At 38.7% G+C, this 20,166-nt stretch carries 17 protein-coding genes; 10 read left to right on the top strand and 7 right to left on the bottom strand.

Features of this window, described 5'->3' with window-relative positions; all coding sequences use genetic code 11:
• Window positions 1-70 precede the first annotated feature (70 nt).
• The 7 genes from rny (at window position 71) to ACK2WI_RS03405 (ending at window position 9,859) form a co-directional block, all read left to right on the top strand.
• Window positions 71-1,630 (top strand): ribonuclease Y, encoded by a 1,560-nt coding sequence (gene rny / locus ACK2WI_RS03435; RefSeq protein WP_313367413.1) that lies wholly within the window; start codon window positions 71-73, stop codon window positions 1,628-1,630.
• A 136-nt stretch (window positions 1,631-1,766) separates the two neighbouring features.
• On the top strand, window positions 1,767-2,456 hold the full coding sequence (locus ACK2WI_RS03430; protein WP_409149779.1) for a response regulator transcription factor: 690 nt from the start codon (window positions 1,767-1,769) through the stop codon (window positions 2,454-2,456).
• On the top strand, window positions 2,453-3,787 hold the full coding sequence (locus ACK2WI_RS03425; RefSeq protein ID WP_409149778.1) for a sensor histidine kinase: 1,335 nt from the start codon (window positions 2,453-2,455) through the stop codon (window positions 3,785-3,787). The genes ACK2WI_RS03430 and ACK2WI_RS03425 overlap by 4 nt, the downstream gene beginning before the upstream one ends.
• 49 nt (window positions 3,788-3,836) lie before the next feature.
• Window positions 3,837-5,108, top strand: a complete 1,272-nt coding sequence (locus tag ACK2WI_RS03420) for a TolC family protein (protein ID WP_409149777.1) — start codon at window positions 3,837-3,839, stop codon at window positions 5,106-5,108.
• A 2-nt stretch (window positions 5,109-5,110) separates the two neighbouring features.
• On the top strand, window positions 5,111-6,217 hold the full coding sequence (locus tag ACK2WI_RS03415) for an efflux RND transporter periplasmic adaptor subunit (RefSeq protein WP_409149776.1): 1,107 nt from the start codon (window positions 5,111-5,113) through the stop codon (window positions 6,215-6,217).
• Between the two features lie 2 nt (window positions 6,218-6,219).
• The gene (locus ACK2WI_RS03410) at window positions 6,220-9,324 is read left to right on the top strand and encodes an efflux RND transporter permease subunit (RefSeq protein WP_409149775.1); all 3,105 of its coding nucleotides are present in this window, start codon (window positions 6,220-6,222) and stop codon (window positions 9,322-9,324) included.
• A gap of 10 nt (window positions 9,325-9,334) precedes the next feature.
• Complete coding sequence (locus ACK2WI_RS03405; protein WP_409149774.1) at window positions 9,335-9,859, top strand: hypothetical protein; 525 nt, start codon at window positions 9,335-9,337, stop codon at window positions 9,857-9,859.
• 104 nt (window positions 9,860-9,963) lie between these two features.
• Here ACK2WI_RS03405 and ACK2WI_RS03400 read toward each other — a convergent pair whose 3' ends face one another.
• Window positions 9,964-11,847 (bottom strand): alkaline phosphatase, encoded by a 1,884-nt coding sequence (locus tag ACK2WI_RS03400; RefSeq protein ID WP_409149773.1) that lies wholly within the window; start codon window positions 11,845-11,847, stop codon window positions 9,964-9,966.
• 69 nt (window positions 11,848-11,916) lie between these two features.
• Window positions 11,917-12,120, bottom strand: a complete 204-nt coding sequence (locus ACK2WI_RS03395) for a hypothetical protein (protein WP_409149772.1) — start codon at window positions 12,118-12,120, stop codon at window positions 11,917-11,919.
• A 190-nt stretch (window positions 12,121-12,310) separates the two neighbouring features.
• Between ACK2WI_RS03395 and ACK2WI_RS03390 the strand changes: the two genes are divergently transcribed.
• Window positions 12,311-12,904 carry a hypothetical protein gene (locus tag ACK2WI_RS03390; protein ID WP_093095938.1) on the top strand — a complete coding sequence of 198 codons (594 nt, stop codon included), beginning with the start codon at window positions 12,311-12,313 and terminating at the stop codon, window positions 12,902-12,904.
• 43 nt (window positions 12,905-12,947) lie between these two features.
• Here ACK2WI_RS03390 and ACK2WI_RS03385 read toward each other — a convergent pair whose 3' ends face one another.
• The 5 genes from ACK2WI_RS03385 to ACK2WI_RS03365 all read right to left on the bottom strand — a co-directional run bounded on the left by ACK2WI_RS03385 (window position 12,948) and on the right by ACK2WI_RS03365 (window position 16,472).
• Window positions 12,948-13,421 carry a DUF6428 family protein gene (locus tag ACK2WI_RS03385; RefSeq protein ID WP_409149771.1) on the bottom strand — a complete coding sequence of 158 codons (474 nt, stop codon included), beginning with the start codon at window positions 13,419-13,421 and terminating at the stop codon, window positions 12,948-12,950.
• Between the two features lie 57 nt (window positions 13,422-13,478).
• The gene (locus tag ACK2WI_RS03380; RefSeq protein WP_312697695.1) at window positions 13,479-13,808 is read right to left on the bottom strand and encodes a metalloregulator ArsR/SmtB family transcription factor; all 330 of its coding nucleotides are present in this window, start codon (window positions 13,806-13,808) and stop codon (window positions 13,479-13,481) included.
• 112 nt (window positions 13,809-13,920) lie between these two features.
• Window positions 13,921-14,424, bottom strand: a complete 504-nt coding sequence (locus ACK2WI_RS03375; RefSeq protein WP_409149770.1) for a GNAT family N-acetyltransferase — start codon at window positions 14,422-14,424, stop codon at window positions 13,921-13,923.
• A gap of 6 nt (window positions 14,425-14,430) precedes the next feature.
• Window positions 14,431-15,270: a prephenate dehydrogenase gene (locus ACK2WI_RS03370; protein ID WP_093095945.1), complete on the bottom strand. Its 840-nt coding sequence runs from the start codon at window positions 15,268-15,270 to the stop codon at window positions 14,431-14,433.
• 38 nt (window positions 15,271-15,308) lie between these two features.
• Window positions 15,309-16,472, bottom strand: coding sequence for a pyridoxal phosphate-dependent aminotransferase (locus ACK2WI_RS03365; RefSeq protein WP_409149769.1), 1,164 nt, complete (start codon window positions 16,470-16,472; stop codon window positions 15,309-15,311).
• 584 nt (window positions 16,473-17,056) lie between these two features.
• Between ACK2WI_RS03365 and ACK2WI_RS03360 the strand changes: the two genes are divergently transcribed.
• Both ACK2WI_RS03360 and ACK2WI_RS03355 read left to right on the top strand, forming a co-directional pair.
• Window positions 17,057-18,112, top strand: a complete 1,056-nt coding sequence (locus tag ACK2WI_RS03360) for a substrate-binding domain-containing protein (protein WP_093095949.1) — start codon at window positions 17,057-17,059, stop codon at window positions 18,110-18,112.
• A 172-nt stretch (window positions 18,113-18,284) separates the two neighbouring features.
• The gene (locus tag ACK2WI_RS03355) at window positions 18,285-20,108 is read left to right on the top strand and encodes an ABC transporter ATP-binding protein (RefSeq protein ID WP_409149768.1); all 1,824 of its coding nucleotides are present in this window, start codon (window positions 18,285-18,287) and stop codon (window positions 20,106-20,108) included.
• Window positions 20,109-20,166: the final 58 nt, after the last annotated feature.

Here is a 20,166-nt window from a genome sequence, read left to right as displayed (position 1 = left end):
ATTTAATTGCGGTTTTTTTTTGGAAAATAAATGCTATTACATTAACATATTAAATTATAAATAATAACAAATGGAGTTTTTCACTACTATATCAATAATAATTTCACTGGTTGTCGGTGTTTTTATTGGACGATATCTATTACAGATGTTGTTCAAGAAACAGGAGCAATCGGCGAATGAAAAGGCTGCCCAAATCGTAAGGGATGCAGAGCAGCAAGCAGACCATATAAAAAAGCAGCGTCAGTTAGAAGCAAAAGAGAAGTTTTTGCAATTGAAGGCTGAACATGAAAAAGAAGTAAATCAAAAAAATAATACCATCTCCCAAAAAGAGAATACCATTCGTCAAAAAGAACAATCATTAAACCAGAAATTGGAGAATCTAAATCGTGAAAAACAGGATTTGGATAACAAGACCAAGAAACTGGATCAGATGATTGAGTTCAATGACAAGAAGAAGGAAGAGGTAGAACAGTTAAAAGGCCAACATATCAAGCAATTGGAGAGCATGGCCGGTCTTTCAGCAGAGGAAGCTAAGGAACAATTAGTGAATTCATTGCGTGAAGAGGCTCGTTCTCAAGCGATCATGCAGATCAAGGATATTGTTGATGAGGCTAAATTGACAGCATCGAAAGAAGCTAAAAAGGTAGTTATCCAAACTATCCAACGTACTGCAACAGAATCGGCAATTGAAAACACAGTTTCTATCTTTAACATTGAAAATGATGAGATCAAAGGTCGTATCATTGGACGTGAAGGTCGTAACATTAGAGCTTTAGAGGCAGCTACAGGGGTTGAGATTATCGTTGATGATACGCCTGAAGCGATTATCCTTTCTGGCTTTGATCCAGTTCGCCGTGAGATTGCGCGTTTATCTTTACATAGATTGGTTACGGATGGTCGTATCCACCCGGCTCGTATCGAAGAGGTCGTGGCTAAAACACGTACGCAGATCGAGGATGAAATCGTTGAAATCGGTGAACGTACGGTTATCGATTTAGGGATTCATGGTCTACACCCAGAATTGATCAGGATGGTGGGTAGAATGAGATATCGTTCTTCTTATGGGCAGAACCTATTACAGCACTCTCGTGAGGTAGCTAATTTTGCGGCGACTATGGCTGCGGAATTGGGGCTTAATGTGAAACATGCGAAGCGAGCAGGATTGCTGCACGATATTGGGAAGGTGCCCGATGATAATCCGGAATTGCCTCACGCGATCTTGGGAATGCAATTGGCAGAGAAATATAAGGAACATCCTGATGTTTGCAATGCCATCGGTGCACACCACGATGAGATCGAGATGACCTCTATGATTTCTCCTATCGTCCAAGCCTGTGATGCTATTTCAGGTGCTCGTCCAGGAGCTAGACGTGAGGTTGTGGAAAGTTACATCAAACGTTTGAAAGAATTGGAAGATTTAGCATTGTCTTATCCAGGTGTGGAGAAAACATTCGCTATCCAAGCAGGACGTGAATTGCGTGTTGTGGTAGAGAGTGAAAAAGTATCTGATGCACAAGCTGAAATCTTGGCGGCAGATATTTCAAACCGTATCCAGACAGAAATGACTTATCCAGGTCAGATTAAAGTGACAGTTATTAGAGAGACACGATCGGTTTCTTATGCGAAATAAAATTCAAATAGAATTTATTGGAAAGCCCATCAATTGATGGGCTTTTTCTTTTTTGGGATATTAGAATTTGATTAGAATTCAATAAAATAGCATTAAGGTATAGGCTAAATGGCTAAATTTGAAATAATTAAAAGAAATGCAAGTATTAGTTGTTGAAGATGATCATCGGATAAGCTCCTTTTTGATTAAAGGATTAGAGGAAAATGGCTTTTTGGTTACCCTCTGCAAGAATGCGGAAGATGCCCTGTTGGAGGAGAACCTGAAGGTGGATTGGGATGTGATCGTTTTGGATATCATGTTGCCGGGTATAGATGGGGTGCAGCTATTGCAGACCTTACGCTATAAACAGGTGTATGCGCCTGTACTGATGCTGAGTGCCCTGAATAGCATTCAGGACAAGGTTACCTCCTTGGACTATGGTGCTGATGATTATTTGACCAAACCTTTCCATTTTGAGGAACTGCTTTCCCGTATCAATGCATTGAGCAGAAGGAAGCAATACCAGATGCAGGATAAGCCAAAGAACCCGATATTGGAATTTGATGAGTTGCAAATTGATACAGATCAGTATAAAGTATATTTAAAGGGCGAATTGGTTGATCTTTCACCGCGGGAATTTAAATTGCTCATGTACCTGATTGAAAACCGAAATAAGACGGTTAGCCGCATGCAAATTTTAAATGCTGTTTGGGGTATCACCTTTAACAATCATAGCAATGTAGTGGATGTTTATATATCCTATCTGCGGAATAAAGTTGAAAGTCAAGATCAGAAGTTTATCCAGACCGTTAAAGGGATTGGATATATGTTTAAGTACGATTCATGAAGTTAAAGCATAGGTTAGCCTTATATTCTATCTGTATTTTTAGTGTGGTCACACTGCTGATTTCAGTTACCATCTATTTTGCCTATTACGTGCAGATGGAAAAGTCTGAACAGCATGCTTTGGAAAGTAAATCCCTGCTGGCAGCGATCTATTATCTGGAGCGAGATGAATTGAGCAGCTTGGACCACGAGAATATCCAAAAGCAGCTGCAGAAGACGATTTCAAGAAGGGATATCGTCGTATTTGACAGCCTAGATAAGAGGAAGGCTGGCGATATGTCTGTTATTTCTGATATCTCGAAAGACTTTTTAAAACAAGCAAGAACAGAAAAGAACGCCTTCTTCAATACAGAACATTTCTTCTATAATGGAATCTTCTATAATGACAATGAAGGTGATTTCGTGATTGTCACCAGGGAATCCAAGGACGGTTTCAATAAGCAGATGCAATCCTTGTTGCATATATTGATCATTGCATTTTTTGTTGGCTTAAGCATCATTTACTTCTTCTCCAGATTCTTGGGCTATATCGCCTACCAACCGATCGTGAATGTGATCAAACAGATCAAAGACCGAGATAGCCAGAATTTTGAAAAACCCATCCATTTAGATCGCTCCTATTCCGAGATCCAGGATTTGGTGAATACCTATAATTTATTTGTTGATCGTATTTCACAGACCTTTAACGTGCAGAAGAATTTCATTGATTATGTTTCGCATGAGCTCAGGACTCCTATCACCGCATTGCTGGGTACTTTGGAAGTGACCAATCAACGAGAGCGGAGTAAGGAAGAATACGAGGATGTCATTCAACAGCTCAAGCAATATACCAATGACCTAGAAGAGACTTTGGAAAACATGATGTTGCTTTCTGGTGCTAAAACAAATTTTGAGTTTTCTAAATTAAGGGTCGATGAGATCATTTGGCAGGTCATTGAAAATGCGGTGCTTTATTACCAAGCTGATATTGAAGTGAAGATCGAGGTGGAGAAAGCCAATCTATTGGAATGGGATGGAAATGAGAAATTATTAGCTTTAGCTTTCAATAATATCATTGAGAACGCAATAAAGTATTCGGATAATAAAAAGATAACTGTTGTAATTCATGAAGAACATGGAAGGTTGGAGGTGTTGGTAGTTGACCAAGGAATCGGGATTTCGCAAGAGGATCTAAATATGGTCAAGGAGAATTTCTACCGTGGTGAGAATACCGGAAAATATGCAGGAAAAGGAATTGGACTCTCTATGGCCAATATTATTTTTGTGCTGCACAAAATTGACATGCAATTATATAGTGAAGGGGTCGGCACACAGGTCTCCTTAAAATTCTAATCAAATTCTAATCTAATTTAAAACTCACCTTAATCTGCAAATTATAGGTTTGCAGAAAAGATTAATGGTGAAGAAATTCTATCTAGTTTTCATATTGAGCAGCCTTGCTGTTATTCTGCAAGCTCAGACTTATTCCCTTAAGGATTTAGAAGCCCAGTTTCTGAAGAACAATTTGCAGTTAATCGCGAACAAGTTTCATATTGATAAAGCGGAAGCCTTGATCGTGCAGGAAAAGTTGTGGGCCAATCCTAACCTTACTGTGGATAATCTAAACCTTTGGGCAAATAGTTCCTTTGAAACCATGCCCAATATAATTGGCAATTTTGGCAGCAAGCAACAGATCAATATGGGTTTGGAACAATTGATCGAGACTGCTGGAAAACGAAAGAAGCGAGTTGCCATAAAAACTTTGGAAAAGACTTCGGCCCAATTGGAGTTTGAAGAAATCCTGAGGCAGCTAAAACTAGATCTAAGAACCAATTTTTATAGTCTGCAAAGAATTCAGTTAGAAGAACAACAATTGCATTCCATTTTGGAATTGTTTTCTAAGTTGAATGAACAATATAAAGTCCAAGCTGAAAAGCAGCATGTTTCCCAAGTAAGCTATTTGAGGGTGCATACCGAGTTGGTTGGTATACAGAAGGAGCTCTTGGATTTGAAGAGCCAGAAAAATGAGATCCTCCAACAGTTAAAAACCCTTACCCACTTGCCGGATTTGAATGCGGGACAATTATCATTCGATCAGTTTCAGGTCGAAGAGAAGCCCCTGTTATCTTCTGACCTCAAGGATCAAGCTAAATCCCAAAATATTTATCTGCGCTCGATGGCTAATGAAATTCAGCTTTCTGAAGGGCAATTGAGCTTAGAGAAAGCACAAAGGACTCCAAACTTGAACCTATTGATGAATTATGAGCGCGGGGGAAATGTGATGAGTAATTTCATCGGTATTGGGGTCAATATTGATCTGCCCATTTTCAATAGAAATAAGGGAAATATACAAGCTGCAAAAATACAAGTAGTACAAGGACAGGCTCAGTTAAATGCTGGACAATTGGAGATTGGGAATGAAATCGACAAGTTATTGAATAAACTGGCTTTATATCGGGAGAACTTGACGAATTGGAAAGACAATAATACAGAAGCTCAGCAACAGGTTCTGGAGAATTATATCAAATATCTAAAGGACCAACAGGTTACTTTAATTGAATTCATTGATTTCTCACAAGCCTTTCGTGAGGCACAGCAAGCCTATCTGGAATTACAGGAAAGTTATTTAATCACATTTGAGCAACTACAGTATGTCGTTGGCCAAGAACTATAATAATGAAAAATATTAAAAGTTTACCCTTAGGTTTAATTACCCTGATTGCATGTTGCACTGGCTGTGGAAGCAGCCAGCAGCAACAAATCGATATACAGGACAGCGCAAAAGCTTTCTGTATCAGTGATCAATTGAAGAAGTCTACAGAGATTATTACGGTCAAGGAAAGCCCCATTGTAGAGCAATTAACCTTGTCTGGGAAGATTGAATATAACGAAAATGACCTGGTGACCTTTAGAAGTTTGTTATTGGGGGTAGTTGATAGGGTCGATTTTGAGCTTGGTGATCAGGTCAAAAAAGGGCAGGTCCTTGCGACGATCAAATCAACGGAAATCCAGAGCTTGTTTCAACAGAAAAATGCACAGCAAAACCAGATCAATCTCTTGGCAAAGCTATTGGTTACCAAGAAAGATCTCTTGAAGGATGGGATGATATCTGAACCGGAGATGTTGCAGGTGGAGCATGAGTTGGAAAGTGCCAAGATTGAATTGAAACGCATTAATCAATCCTTGCAGCTCTATCATGCTGTAGGTGAGGGTACATTTCAAATCCTAGCGCCTAAAAATGGATATATCATTCAGAAAGATATCAGTCAAGGACAGATTATCACCCAAGAAAGCGATCCATTGTTTTCTATTTCGAATCTGAAGGAAGTATGGGTGATGTTGAATGTCTATGCGAGTAATCTGAGGTTTATAAAAACTGGGGATCAGGTAAAGGTCAGGACCATTGCTTATCCAGACCAGGTTTATACAGGAAAGATTGATAAAATATACAATGTTTTTGATGCCAATGAGCATGTCATGAAGGCTAGGGTGGTTTTGGAAAACCAAAACCTAAACTTGATGCCAGGCTTAAGTGCCGATATCATCATCGACAAGGTCAAATCAGAAGAAACTGCATTAGCTATTCCGAATAAATCACTTGTTTTCAGCAATAATGAGAATTTCATGGTGGTTTACAAAGGAGATTGCCAATTAGAAGCGAAGAAGCTTGATGTCATTTCAAGTAATGAAGAGGTTACTTATGTAAGCAATAAATTAGCCGAGAATGAGAAGGTTATAGGTAGTAATGCTTTGTTGATTTTTGAACAGATTAAGGGATTGTAAGAATGAAGAAGTTTGTTCAGAATATAGTCACCTTTTCATTAAGGAACACCACTTTTATATTATTTGCAACCTTTGCGCTCCTGTTTGCTGGGATATATGCGTTGAAACATACCGCGATTGAGGCCTTTCCTGATGTTACCAATACTAGGGCAAGGATTATCATCCAATGGCCTGGTCGAAGTGCAGAGGAGGTCGAGAAGTTGGTGACTTTGCCAATCTCCAAGGAGATGAACAGCATTCCGAGGAAGTCTAATATCCGTTCGATTTCCTTGTTTGGTCTCTCCGTTGTCACTGTTCAGTTTGATGATGGGGTTGATGACTTTTATGCGCAACAATATGTTTCGAATAAATTGGCAGGCATCGATCTTCCTGAAGGTACTGAAATTGAGGTCGAACCTCCTTCCGGTGCTACTGGGGAGATCTTCAGGTATATTATTAAAAGTGATCTGCCCATTAAAGAAATCTCTGCTATCCAAGATTGGGTGATTGAGAGGGAGCTTTTATCTGTACCGGGTGTTGCCAACGTAATCAGTTTTGGAGGTGAGGAGAAAATTTATGAAATCAAGATCAATCCAACAGAATTAAAGAATTTCAGTTTGACTCCGCTTGATGTGTATGAGGCGGTGTCAAAATCCAATATCAATGTGGGTGGAGATGTTATCCAACAAGGCGATCAGGCTTATGTAGTGCGCGGTGTTGGATTATTGGACAAGATCGAAGATATAGGAAATATTACAGTCAAATTAAATGGCTCTACACCCGTTTTGATAAAAAACGTTGCAGAAGTTGTAGTTTCCAATAAACCAAGGTTGGGTCGCGTAGGATACAATGATCAAGAAGATGTTGTAGAAGGGATCGTTGTAATGTTGAGAGGGGAGAACCCTTCCGAGGTTATTGGATTGCTAAAGGAGAAGATTGAAGAGTTAAATACCAGGACATTACCTGATAATGTAAAGATCGAAACAGCCGTTGACCGAACTAAATTAGTCGACAGTACCGTGAAGACAGTGTCTAAAAACATTGTAGAAGGTGTTTTATTGGTGTCGCTGATCGTATTTATTTTCCTTTACAATTGGAAATCCACCTTTATTGTGGCTTCTGTTATTCCGCTTTCATTCTTATTTGCCATAATAATGCTGAAGATCCAGGGGCTGCCAGCGAATTTGATTTCAATGGGCTCTTTGGATTTCGGTTTATTATTGGAGGGAACATTGGTGATCGTGGAAACGGTATTTGTCGCTTTAGCGACCCTGTCGCATAAGGTAGGTCCAGAGCGGTTCGCTAAGATGTCCAAGATGGGGGTCATCAAGAAAAGTGCAGGAAGCGTGGCATCCTATATTTTCTTTGCCTTAATGATTCTCATTGTTGCCTTATTGCCCATTTTCTCTTTCCAAAAGGTAGAAGGCAAAATGTTTACTCCATTAGCCTATACCTTAGGCTATGCATTGTTAGGTTCTTTGATATTGAGTTTGACCTATGTTCCAGCGATGTGTAAATTGCTATTTACAAAGGGAATGGAAGAGAAGGAAAACATAGTGACAAGATTCTTCCACAGATCCATTTATGGCCTTTATAGCTATGCTTTAAAATTCAAGAAATTAACGCTTGTCCTATTTGTTGGTATCCTAGCGCTATGTTCGATAAAATTCATGAATTACGGTTCTGAATTTCTGCCGCAATTAAATGAGGGTGCAATCTATATTAGAGCTACTTTACCCAATAGCATTAATCTGGACGAATCTAGCAGATTGACCAAAGAGATGAAGAAATTGATGGTTGAAACCAGTCCTGAAATTGATTTTATCTTAACCCAGACGGGTAGACCTAATGATGGAACAGATCCTACAGGATTTTTTAATATTGAGTTCAATGTGCAATTGACCGAACAGAATACTTGGAAACGAGGATTGAATAAGGAGGAGATCATTGAAGAGCTAAGAGAGAAATTGAATCAGTATCCAGGGATTAACTTCGGATTTAGTCAGCCAATCCAAGATAACGTAGAGGAATATGTTGCAGGCGTTAAGAGTTCTTTGGTAATCAAGATTTTTGGTGATGATCTATATAAGTTGGAAGACTATGCGAACCAAGTTTCAGATGCGATAGGAAAGGTCCGGGGGATAACTGATATCAATGTTTACAAGAACATCGGATTGCCTGAATTGCGGATCCAACTCCATGATTCTAAAATGGCAAAGTATGGCATTTTCACCAAGGATGTTCAGGCAGTAATTGCCATGACCATCGGTGGACAGGCTGCCACCAAGTTTTATGAAAAAGACAGACAGTTTGATGTGGTGCTGCGTTTCAATAAAGAATATCGAGATACACCAGAAAAAATAGGGAATATCTTAATTCCGACCAGCACAGGAGAAAATATCCCATTGCAGGAAATTGCCAGTATCGGTTATGTGACTGGACCAGCATTTATCTATCGCGAGGGAAATAGCCGCTATATCGGTATTGGTTTTAGCATTTCAGGAAGGGATTTGGGAAGTACGATTGAAGAGGCCAAAGAAGTGGTAGCTAGTTCCATAAAACTCCCAAAAGAGAACTATATGGAATGGGCAGGTGAATTTGAGAGTAAGGAACGTGCAACCAAGCAATTGATGACGGTTATTCCCATCTCCTTGGTCTTAATCCTCATATTGCTTTATAGCAATTTTGGAAACATGAAAGATACAGCCATTGCTGCTATCACCATTCCATTTGCATTTATCGGAGGATTCCTTTCCTTATGGATCACAGGAACCATCTTTGGGATTTCTGCCGGTATTGGATTGATTATCCTGTTCGGTGTAAATACGATCAATGGTATCATCTTGATTGCCGTAATGAAAGAGTACCTGAAGAAGAAGCCACTGTTAGAAGCTATTGATCTTGGGGTGAAAAGTAGGATCAGATCCATTGTGATGATTGCCTTAATGGGTTCCATGGGACTATTACCAGCAGCCCTTTCGAGTGGAATGGGATCGGAGATACAGAAACCATTAGCGATTATGATCGTTGGAGGGTTGTTGATCTGTTTGATTCTATCTTTTGCAGTATTGCCAGTGGTGTTTTATTATGCGTATAGAAAGGATAAAATGTTAGCGAAGAATAGTTAACTTTGCTGGCATGAAGAAAAAGGCTAATGAAACCAATAAAAAGGTAGAGTTTTCCAGACCTGTAGAGAAACATTTTTACGAATTGGATCAAACTTATGGAACAGGAAACTATGCAATATATGCCATATCTTTGTTTTTGGCCTTCTTCGGGATCATGGGCTTAATCTGGATGATTCCTTTTCCGCAGTTAGACTTTCTGGTGAAGATGAATGCCCATACCTTTTTGAACTGGGGATCGTTTTTTATTGCTATCGTAATCTATTGCTATTTGAAACTAGCTCCTACATTGTCTTATGCGGTATTATTCACGATTGGGATCATGAGTTATTTCATCGTACAACTGGAATATGTTGAACGCGACGGTGGACCAACAGTGATCTTGGTATGTAGTATCATTGCCATCATCGGATTGCTAGGGCTTTACCTGAGCAGCAATAAAGTAAAAAAGGGAAATGCTTCATTTTTGAACCTATTGACGATTGGGCCGATTTGGATGTGGTCTAAAGTATTTGACAGATTGAAATGGAAATATTAATCCGAATTCTTTGAAGAGATAAGAGAAATATAAATAAAAATAGGCTAGTCTGCTTTGGTTGAGTTTCCAAATAAGACTAGCTTTTTTTATGCTTGAAGGACCGACTAGTTTAGCCCTTTTAATTCATAAATAATCTTTGCGATATCCGTGTTGTCCAAAAAACCTTGGAAGCGTTCAGCAGCAGGTCCAAAAGCCATCAAAGGAACTGGGATTCCAGTATGGTCATTAGTAGCAAAATTCGCCAATACTCTTCCTGTTTTAGGATCTGCATCTAGGATAATCATTCCTCCAGTTTCATGATCCGAAGTGACGATGACTAAAGTTTCCTGGTCTTTCTCCGCAAACTCCAGCGCTTGACCAACTAATCTATCGAAACTCAAGTATTCGGTAATGGAGAATCCAGTGGAATTGCTATGTCCGCCACCATCAATCTTAGCTCCCTCAATCATTAAAAAGAAACCTTTGTTGTTTCCTTTTTTAAGGAAGTCAATCGAAGGTTCTAAGGCATGTTCGATAAAGCGATATGAAGTTTTGATTTCCGATTGCTCCTTGTCCAATTTATTCCATTTATGGTCAACTTGATCTTCTTGGAATACCAATAGTTGCTTAGCTGAACTATTTTGAACGGTTTCCAAAGAAGTTCCTATTTCAAAACCTTTAGATCTTAACTTTTTAATCAGTGAACTGTCTTGTTTTGTAAAAGATTGGTTAGAGCCTCCGATAAATAAGTTCAACTTACTGGTTAGGATATCATTTGCAATACTATCCGAAAGGTCCCTTTCGTTGACATGTGTGAAAAAAGCAGAGGGAGTGGCACCTGTGATATCATCATTGGAAACAATACCAGTACGCATTCCAATGCTGTTTAAGCGATCAGGTAAATTCGCCACTTTATTGCCAAGACTATCCACGCCGATGTATCTGTTTTTTGTTTTGTGTCCAGTGGCAATGGCACTACCTCCAGCCGCTGAATCCGTATGGTAATTGTCAGTAGGCTGTGTTTTAAGATAACCTGTATAAGGCATGTTGAGCACATTCAAATTACCTCTGTTTGCCATGGCAGCCGCCCAGAGTTGGGATAGTCCAGCACCATCGCTGATCAAAAGTATAATGTTTTTTGGCTTTAAACCAGTTTTGAAGTTCCCTTTAATCTGATAGGGCGTATATGGAGAGTTTTCTTGATATGCTGTTTTCGGTTCATTGACCAAGAACTCACTTAACTCGAATGGTTTGTCTGTATTGATAAAATCTATCCCTATTTTTTGCCATTCATACCAAGTAGTTTTGGTATCTGGTGCCGCCCAAAATCTGATTTTCTTTCCCAGGTTGTGTACTGAATCAACCTTAGATTTAACCTTTTGCAAATCCTTGTCAGTTAATCGACCAAGGCCATTCCACTTTGATAAAGAACCAAAACTAGCGCTCACCAATCCTATTCTTTCTAGTTCTTTTTGATTGTATTTTTCATTCAATGTTCCATCGAAAAAGAAGATTTCATCGTATTTATGGAAATCTGCAGGCTTAGGACGGTTCCCACTTATCACAAGCTTGACCGCCTTAGGATTATTTTTGCTGTCAAAAAGTTCACGATGCGGTTTTAACAACTTTGTAAGGTGTTCCAATATGGGGGCACCCTCAGTTTTAGGGTCAATCAATAATTGCAATTGACCTTTTTTAGGGAACAGGTATCCATCAGCACTGTGTTTAAAAGCATCAAGGATGGGGTCTAAGTACAGTTTGGTAAAGGTCCTTTCCTTTGTAATGTCTTCAGGGTCATGGGCAACAAAAAGCTCTCCATCTTTTAAGAATAAATCTGCCTCAATTGATCCAAAACCTAAGCCATAAGCTTGGTTAAAAGGATTGTTTCGAGTATAGTCGTTATGGGAATGGGCATTTGGAAGAAATGCGATTGGTTTAACTTGGGCGAAGGAATTGAAGTTTGAAAACAAACAGATTCCTAGACTAAGGGTAATGAATAATTTCTTCATAAGGTTGATTACAGTAATTCTTCCTATCTAATAATTATTGATAGGAAGAGTAATTATTAAAAATAAGCATTATGGTTGAAACCAAACTTTCACATTTTGATTAGGCATTTTTCCACCCATATATGCATTGACCCAATCCAATAGGCTTGGATTATTTTGTTCATTGTCTGAATAAACATAACGAACCGGGATATTTGCAAGTATAGATGGTCCCGGTTTTATCGTTGGAATCCCAGTACGACGCCAAGAAGCCCAGCCTTCAAAACCGTTCAAAAAGCTAATTTATTGTTTGTTGAACCCCAATTTTAAATCTGGAATCCAAAAATCTTTTCAAAAATATATAGGTGATGTTATCGGATTATTACTTATTAATTAGGTTTAGGTGAAGTAAACATTTAGTCTATTAAGAAAATGTGAAATATGGTCATATTCAAATATCAATTCTATTCCATATTTTTATTTTATGAAAGACTTACAATATCCTTTACATTTCCAATTTCGTGTTACGAGTCTCGCGAATGATTTCTCGGCGAAGGATGCCAATGGCAACAGCATTTACTATGTCCGAGAGAAAATTTTCTCTTGGCGCGATCATATCATGGTTTATAGGGATGAAAGCAAGGCTGAGTTGCTGTATGAGCTCCGTTCGAACAAGCTCATCGATTTTCAGCAAACCTTCACGATCTCTGACCGTACCGGAAAGGTAATTGGAAAGGTGAGGAGGAAGTCAATCAAATCCCTTTGGCGATCTACATTTAATCTGATGGATTCAAATGATGTACAAGACCATACCATCAAGGAAAAGAACCCTTGGGTAAAGTTTTGGGATGGTCTTTTCGGAGAGCTTCCATTGATCGGGATACTTTCTGGCTATGTTTTCAATCCAGCTTATATCCTGCGAAATGACCGGGATGAACCGGTCTTTGAAATTGTAAAGGAACCTTCCTTCTTTGGACGTAAATTCACTGTAAATAAACTAACCCAGCAGGAGGTCGATGATGAACGATTTGTCCTCAGCTTGATGCTGATGGTCCTAATAGAAAGAAGGAATGGTTAATCGCCATTCCTTCTTTTTTTTTTGTTCCTTAAAAATATTGGTCTTAGCAGCAACCCGAACCAGGAACGCAGCAAGAGCCCTCAATTACAGTCAGGTCAGCTAAGTTTACCTTTTGTTTTGTTGGAGGAATACCGCATGCATCCTCAGCTAAGCAAGCAGTTTGCTTATTCTTCAGGATAAATTGCTTTCCGTTGAAATCCAAATCATATTTTCCGATGGTTTCTGCCTGATATTCTACTTCAATTTCCCCATCTTCGATCAGAAGCTTTTCTTCCGATAATTTGATGATGTCCAATAATTTTCCGGGTTTTAGACGATGGTCGAAATCGTCGGCACTCCACAACTGAAAATTGACCACTTTCTCATTACGGATAGTTCCACCACAGTCAATGAAATTCTTGTGGATGCTTCCGACTTCAGTGACATGGAAATGTTCAGGAACTTGGACTCCATTTTCTAATTGAAACTCCACATTGTCCAGTGTGGCAAGTATTTCTTTTATTTCTGATAGTTTCATATTATTTGTTTTTACTTATATATCGTAATATTGCGATGCTTAAGGGTAAAAAAAATGCTAACAGCATTTTTCATTTTTAAAAGGTTTTTCAAAGAAATGATGGATTACATTTTGAAGCTCGTTCCATACCGTTTCATTGATACAATAGCATACACTCTTTCCTTCTATGCTACCCTGAATGATATCTACGCTTTTGAGCTCTTTCAGATGCTGCGATATGGTGGCTTGAGCCAATCCCAGCTCGTCAACTAAATCATTGCAGATACAGCCCTTTTGCTTCACGATATGCTGAAGTATAGCAATCCTTGCTGGATGCCCCAAAACCTTAAAGTAATTGGCCAGCTTGTTTTGTTCCTCTGTAAAGATCTCACTCTTAGTAATTCCCATATCAAACCTCTGTATCGCAATATTACGATATTATATTTTTGAAATGAAATAAACATAAAAAAAATCCCCTACTTTTTATTGTAAGGGATTGAAATTCAGTTTGATATTTTGATTATCTCTTGTCTTTGTAAATGGCGTAAGTAAATTTCATACTGCCAATTTCCTCAAATTCATTCTCTTTTACTGCATTGATTTTTTCCAAAGCTCTTTGAGAACGCGTATTTTCAGATGCGACATGGAAAATTACTTTGTCCATTTTTTCAAAGGCGAAATCCATCATCAGGTTTTTAACAGACTGGTTGTATTCTCCACCCCAATATTCCTTGGCCAGAAAGGTATAGCCAATCGCAATTGATTTTTCATTTCTATCATAATGATAGAATGAAGTGGCACCAATAACTTGTTCAGTTTTGTTGTCAATGATCAAATAGGGGATATCAGTATCAATCAGTTTTTGAAAATATCTGGTAAAACCCACCGGGGTGTACCGATTGCTGTCTGGATGTTGCGCCCAGATTTCTGGATCAGATGCAGCAGCAAATACCCATTCAAAATCATTCTTGATCATGGGGATTAATTTTACCAAATCGTTGCTTAAGGTTTTTCTTTCCAACATAAGCTCTTATTTAATGATACGTTTAATTTTATTGGATTTCTTGATCCATTTATGGACTGCATCATAATCTTCGTTCTCAATCTTTTCGTAGATATGCTGCAGTTGTTTGATATGTTCCTCCAAAACTTCCAGCACATTGGTCCTGTTTTGCTTGAAGATTGGGGTCCACATATCAGGCGATGATTTCGCTAGACGTACGGTCGATTGGAAACCTGATCCAGCGAGTTCAAAGATTCTACCTTGTGATTTTTCCTTTTCAAGGACGGTCAACGCCAAGGCAAAGGAGGTCAAGTGGGAGATATGCGACACATAAGCTGTATGCATATCATGCTCTTCAGCAGTCATGAAAGAAGTTTTCATTTCCAACTGTTCCGTTACGCTGTCTGCCAATTCAAATGCATCTTCATCCGAGCGGAAGGCTTCTACATAAACCATCATCTTATCCTTGAACAAATTCGGGATAGCTGCTTCAGGACCAGAATATTCAGTACCAGCCATAGGGTGGGCAGCAACGTATCTGCCTCGGTTAGGATGGTCTTTGATCAGATTCAGGATATTCGATTTGGTCGAACCCATATCAATGATTACCTGGTCTGTGGCAATATCCAATAACTTTGGCAGCAAGACCATGATGGCGTCAACAGGAACAGTCAATACAATTACTTTACAGGATTTTAAAGCCTGATCTAAAGTTTGGATTTCATCCACCAAGCCCAATTGAAGGGCTTTTTTCTGATTTGCCTCGCTTTTTTCTACTCCGATGATCTTATCGAAGAGTGTGGTTTCTTTAAGTCGGATACCGATGGAACCACCGATCAAACCTATTCCGACGATTGCTATATTCATTTCAAATTCTTCAAAAATTAATAAAAAGGGTCTAAGATCTAGACTAATGCTTTTTTGATTCGCTCAATAGCACTTTCATAAACCTCGATTTTTGCACATAGGCTGATGCGGATAAATTGCTCACCTTCAGAACCGAATATCCCTCCAGGAGTAATAAAGACATGTGCCTTATACAGAATATCATCACAAAGCTGATAGGAGTTCTCAAACCCTTCAGGAATCCGTGCCCAAACAAATAGGCCAACTTGGTTTCTGTCGTATGTACAGCCCAAAAGATCCATGATTTCAAAAACTTTCTCACGTCTTAGCTTATATTCTTGGTTCAGTTGCGTGTACCATTCTTTATCTAAACTCAGCGCTTTGGCAGCAGCCAATTGAAGCGGCAGGAACATCCCAGAGTCCATATTGCTCTTGAACCTCATGATCTGTCCGATCCTGTTTTCATTCGCGATCAGCATGCCGATACGCCAACCTGCCATATTAGAGGACTTACTAAGCGAGTTAAGCTCAATTGCCACATCCAATGCACCTGGCACCTCCATGATACTTTGTGGATGCTCATTCAGGATAAAACTGTATGGGTTGTCATGACAAATCAGGATTTGGTGTTTCTTTCCAAATTCAATGATTCTTTCAAAGAAAGCAAGGTCTGCCAATGAACCAGTAGGCATATGCGGGTAATTGATCCACATCAGTTTAACCCGACTTAGATCTCTTGATTCAAGTTCTTCGAAATCAGGTAACCAATTATTCTCTGCCTTTAAGTTATAGGTTACCGGAGTCGCTCCAGTGATGGTTACCGCACTTGAATAGGCAGGATAGCCTGGATTAGGGATCAAAGCCTCATCAGCTTCTTGCAGATAAGTCATGCAAATATGGACGATCCCTTCCTTAGAACCAATTAATGGAAGGATTTCCGTATTAGGATTTAGTGAAACGCGATAATATCGAGCATACCAATCCGCCATGGCAGTTCTAAGGGCAGGGGCGCCTTTATAACTTTGATAGCCATGAGTGGTTGATAATGCGGCCTGCTCCTGAAGCGTTTTTATCACTTCGGGATGAGGAGGCAAGTCAGGGCTGCCGATACCAAGGTTGATTACCTGCGCACCGTTCCTGTTCATCTCATCGATCTCTCTCAACTTCTTCGAAAAGTAGTATTCTTCAGTTCGTTGAAGTCGTTTCGCTACTTCTATTTCCATTATTTAATTTAATTTGGCGATAAAATTATAAAATCTTAATGGTTTTATTTCAATTATGATAAATAATAAAGCTACTTTATGAATAATTAATGACTGTTTTTCAATAAAATCAAAAGTATTTTAAACATCCACTTTTTTTAAATCTTTTTTAATTTTATTCAATGCTCCAAAAGCATAAACTTAAAGCCGAATAAACCTCAGGATCTCAATTGAAAAATAATTATTAGGAAAATGCGAACTTACTTAATTTTTTTAACCCAAAGAAAGTCAGCTTGTTTGCTGTATTCCTTATCAATATACATTTAATTACTTTAAGTAAGTTTCCTTCATTTTTCTTCCTCAGATTTCAGCATTTTCTATCATCTGATGCTTTCATCCCATTATTTAATGTTTACTTAACCTAGTCAAGTTAGACCAAAATTTTTGTTAAGTATCGGTTTACCCTTGATTTTAATATGTAAAAACCTGTTCATTGAAAATTAATTTAAAAGAAAATAATAATTAAAGATATAAAAGTGTATTTTCGTTTAAATGATAGTGTAATACAACAAAGAGTAAAAAATTTTCTTTAATTATCTAGACGCATGAAAGTATCTGAATTATCTGGTGTAAAAGAGATTGCTCGCAGAGCAAATGTTTCCATAGCCACAGTCGATAGAGTCCTTCACAATCGAACCGGCGTAGCGCAAAAAACTAAGGAAAAGATATTGTCCATAATCAAAGAAATGGATTATAAGCCAAACATTTTAGCTAAGAGATTAGCATCCAAAAGAGTGTACAAGTTTGGTATCCTGATTCCCAAAGAATGTTCGGAAGCAGATCAATGGAATGCTCCAGTGTCAGGTATAAAGGAGGCGCTTTCTGAATTCGGGGATTTTGGCGTGGATTTACGCTATTATTTCTTCGATATGGAAGACCGCTTGAGTTTTATAGAACAGAGTGAAGAGCTTTTGAACAAACATATTGATGGGGTAATTGTAGCTCCCATCTTTATCAATGAAACCAGGGAATTTGCCGCCAAATGTGTTGAGCGTCGAATTCAGTTTGTCTTTATTGAATCCCAAATCCCCAAAGTACACCCATTAAGTTATATTGGCCAAGATCTGATCCAGTCCGGAAGGGTAGTGGGGCACCTCTGTCAATATCTCATTAAGCCCAAGGATGAAATTTTAGTCGTAAATGTGGTGCGTGAGAAAGATTCCATCCAGCATTTGGAGGAAAAGATCCGTGGTTTTGAGCAATACTTTTTGGATAGCCAATACAATTGCTCTATTGATAGCTTCAATATTGAAATCAATGAAAATGACGAGTTTTCGGTATTCATGGACGATTACCTACTGAATAAGGACCCTAAACTTATTTATGTAACCAATTCAAGGGCATATATCGTTGCAAATTATCTCAAAAGCAGAGGCCTAGACCATATCAAATTGGTTGGTAATGGTTATCATACTAAGAACATTGAATTCCTGAAAGATGGCATCATAGATTTCTTGATCTGCCAGAAACCTTTGGAACAAGGTTATAAAGCCTTTTTAGCCTTGTACGAGTTCTTTATTGCAAAAAGAAAGGTCGTGAAGTTACAATATATGCCAATAGACATTGTCACCCGGGAGAACTTTCAATATTATGAAAACTAAATCTTATTGATTCAAGGAGAATTATTCGCTGTAATATTGTGAGCTTAATGGTTAGAAAGAATGTTTTTGTCATCTCTATTTTTGACATTTGTTTGCAACAATTCATTCCCATTAGGATAGGAAAACCGCTTAGATTACAATTTTTATTACATTTGTAATCTTAGTAATCTGCATGAAGACATACTTTAGACTGCTCTCGTTCGCGAAACCCATAGAAAAATATGCTATTCCTTATATCATATGTACATTGATAATGGTGGTGTTCAGCACCTTGAATTTAGCATTACTAGCACCGCTATTACATACCTTATTTAATTCCCAAGATGCCGTAATAGAACCCGTTGCCAAGCCTGAAGGCTTCGACGTAATGGGTTATTTCAATTACTATGCTTATGACCTGAACGATCGTTTAGGTGCATACGATGCCTTGAAATATGTGTGTATTGTCATTGTAGCTTCTGTTTTTATCAGTAACCTTTTCAGATACCTTTCCCAAAGGATTATGGAAAACCTAAGGATACATACCTTGTTAAACCTGAGGAAATCGGTATTTGACAATGTAATGAACCTGCACCTTGGTTATTTTTCAAATCAAAGAAAGGGAGATATCATTTCCAAAATCGCTTCAGATGTTCAGGTAGTTCAATTTTCGGTTACCGGAACCTTGCAGGTCGCTTTCAAGGAGCCTTTGCAACTGATTGCTTATTTGGTGATGTTGTTCTTGATTTCGGCTAAACTGACTGTGTTTTCCTTGTTGGTCATTCCCGTTTCGGCATTTTTTATCTCCAAGATCGTAAAGACTTTAAAGCATCAGGCACAACAGGGGCAAAAGATTTATGCCAATATGATTACTTTATTGGAAGAAGCTTTATCTGGTATAAAAATCATCAAATCATTTAATGCTGTTGATTTCATCAAAGGGAGGTTCAATGCCGAGAATGATGAATATGCCAAGATCAATCGGAGGATGGTACGTCGTCAACAAATGGGATCTCCAGTTTCTGAATTGTTGGGAGTAGCCATGGTTGCAGTCATATTGCTATATGGTGGTCATCTTGTCCTAAGTGGTCAAGGTGATTTGGAAGCCTCTGAATTCATCGCCTACATCGCTATCTTTTCGCAGGTTATGCGTCCAGCAAAAGCATTGACCGATGCCTTTAGCAATATCCATAATGGTATTGCTGCCGGTGAGCGTGTTTTGCAATTGATCGATGAGAAAAACCAAGTAGCTGATAAACCAAATGCTTTAGATATAGATAGGTTTGATAGCAAAATAGAATTCAATAATGTCTATTTCGCTTATGAAGAGAACCAAGTCTTGAAAAATATTAACCTTACGATCAATAAGGGCGAAACTGTAGCACTTGTAGGTCCATCAGGAGGAGGGAAATCAACCTTGGTAGATTTAATCCCTCGATTTATGGATGCTACGCAAGGGGCGATCTGTATTGATGGAGTTGATGTCAAGGATTTGAAGCAAGATTCGCTCAGAAGGATCATTGGCGTTGTAAACCAAGAGTCTATCTTGTTCAATGATACCATTTTCAATAACATTGCCTTTGCCAATGCCGAAGCTACGGAAGAACAGGTAATTCAAGCAGCAAAGATTGCCAATGCGCATGAATTCATCATGGGTACGGAAGCTGGCTATCAAACGAATATTGGTGACCGTGGGTCTAAATTATCTGGTGGACAACGTCAGCGTATCTGTATTGCGCGAGCAGTATTGAAAAACCCGCCTATCATGTTATTGGATGAAGCTACCTCAGCTTTGGATACCGAGTCTGAACGTTTGGTTCAAGATTCTTTGTACAAGCTGATGGAGAACAGGACAACGGTTGTTATTGCACACCGATTGAGTACGATCCAAAATGCAGATAAGATTATCGTATTGGAAGCTGGGCAAATCGTTGAAGTTGGTTCACATTTGAATTTGATCGCACAAAATGGTCTTTACAAACGCCTGATTGATATGCAACAATTTGTAGAAGCTTAGGCCTCCAAAATTTAGCTTTTTCGGGTATGTTTTCCTACATTTGTATAGTAAGGACCGC

This window comes from Sphingobacterium sp. BS-2 (assembly GCF_046161205.1).
GTDB lineage: Bacteria > Bacteroidota > Bacteroidia > Sphingobacteriales > Sphingobacteriaceae > Sphingobacterium > Sphingobacterium mizutaii.
This window is presented reverse-complemented; position numbering and strand designations above follow the sequence as displayed.

Excerpts from the sequence above, each read along its gene's own strand:
- rny (WP_313367413.1), top strand. The coding sequence starts at position 71 with ATGGAGTTTTTCACTACTATATCAATAATAATTTCACTGGTTGTCGGT.
- ACK2WI_RS03430 (WP_409149779.1), top strand. The coding sequence starts at position 1,767 with ATGCAAGTATTAGTTGTTGAAGATGATCATCGGATAAGCTCCTTTTTG.
- ACK2WI_RS03425 (WP_409149778.1), top strand. The coding sequence starts at position 2,453 with ATGAAGTTAAAGCATAGGTTAGCCTTATATTCTATCTGTATTTTTAGT.
- ACK2WI_RS03415 (WP_409149776.1), top strand. The coding sequence starts at position 5,111 with ATGAAAAATATTAAAAGTTTACCCTTAGGTTTAATTACCCTGATTGCA.
- ACK2WI_RS03410 (WP_409149775.1), top strand. The coding sequence starts at position 6,220 with ATGAAGAAGTTTGTTCAGAATATAGTCACCTTTTCATTAAGGAACACC.
- ACK2WI_RS03405 (WP_409149774.1), top strand. The coding sequence starts at position 9,335 with ATGAAGAAAAAGGCTAATGAAACCAATAAAAAGGTAGAGTTTTCCAGA.
- ACK2WI_RS03400 (WP_409149773.1), bottom strand. The coding sequence starts at position 11,847 with ATGAAGAAATTATTCATTACCCTTAGTCTAGGAATCTGTTTGTTTTCA.
- ACK2WI_RS03390 (WP_093095938.1), top strand. The coding sequence starts at position 12,311 with ATGAAAGACTTACAATATCCTTTACATTTCCAATTTCGTGTTACGAGT.
- ACK2WI_RS03385 (WP_409149771.1), bottom strand. The coding sequence starts at position 13,421 with ATGAAACTATCAGAAATAAAAGAAATACTTGCCACACTGGACAATGTG.
- ACK2WI_RS03380 (WP_312697695.1), bottom strand. The coding sequence starts at position 13,808 with ATGGGAATTACTAAGAGTGAGATCTTTACAGAGGAACAAAACAAGCTG.
- ACK2WI_RS03375 (WP_409149770.1), bottom strand. The coding sequence starts at position 14,424 with ATGTTGGAAAGAAAAACCTTAAGCAACGATTTGGTAAAATTAATCCCC.
- ACK2WI_RS03370 (WP_093095945.1), bottom strand. The coding sequence starts at position 15,270 with ATGAATATAGCAATCGTCGGAATAGGTTTGATCGGTGGTTCCATCGGT.
- ACK2WI_RS03365 (WP_409149769.1), bottom strand. The coding sequence starts at position 16,472 with ATGGAAATAGAAGTAGCGAAACGACTTCAACGAACTGAAGAATACTAC.
- ACK2WI_RS03360 (WP_093095949.1), top strand. The coding sequence starts at position 17,057 with ATGAAAGTATCTGAATTATCTGGTGTAAAAGAGATTGCTCGCAGAGCA.
- ACK2WI_RS03355 (WP_409149768.1), top strand. The coding sequence starts at position 18,285 with ATGAAGACATACTTTAGACTGCTCTCGTTCGCGAAACCCATAGAAAAA.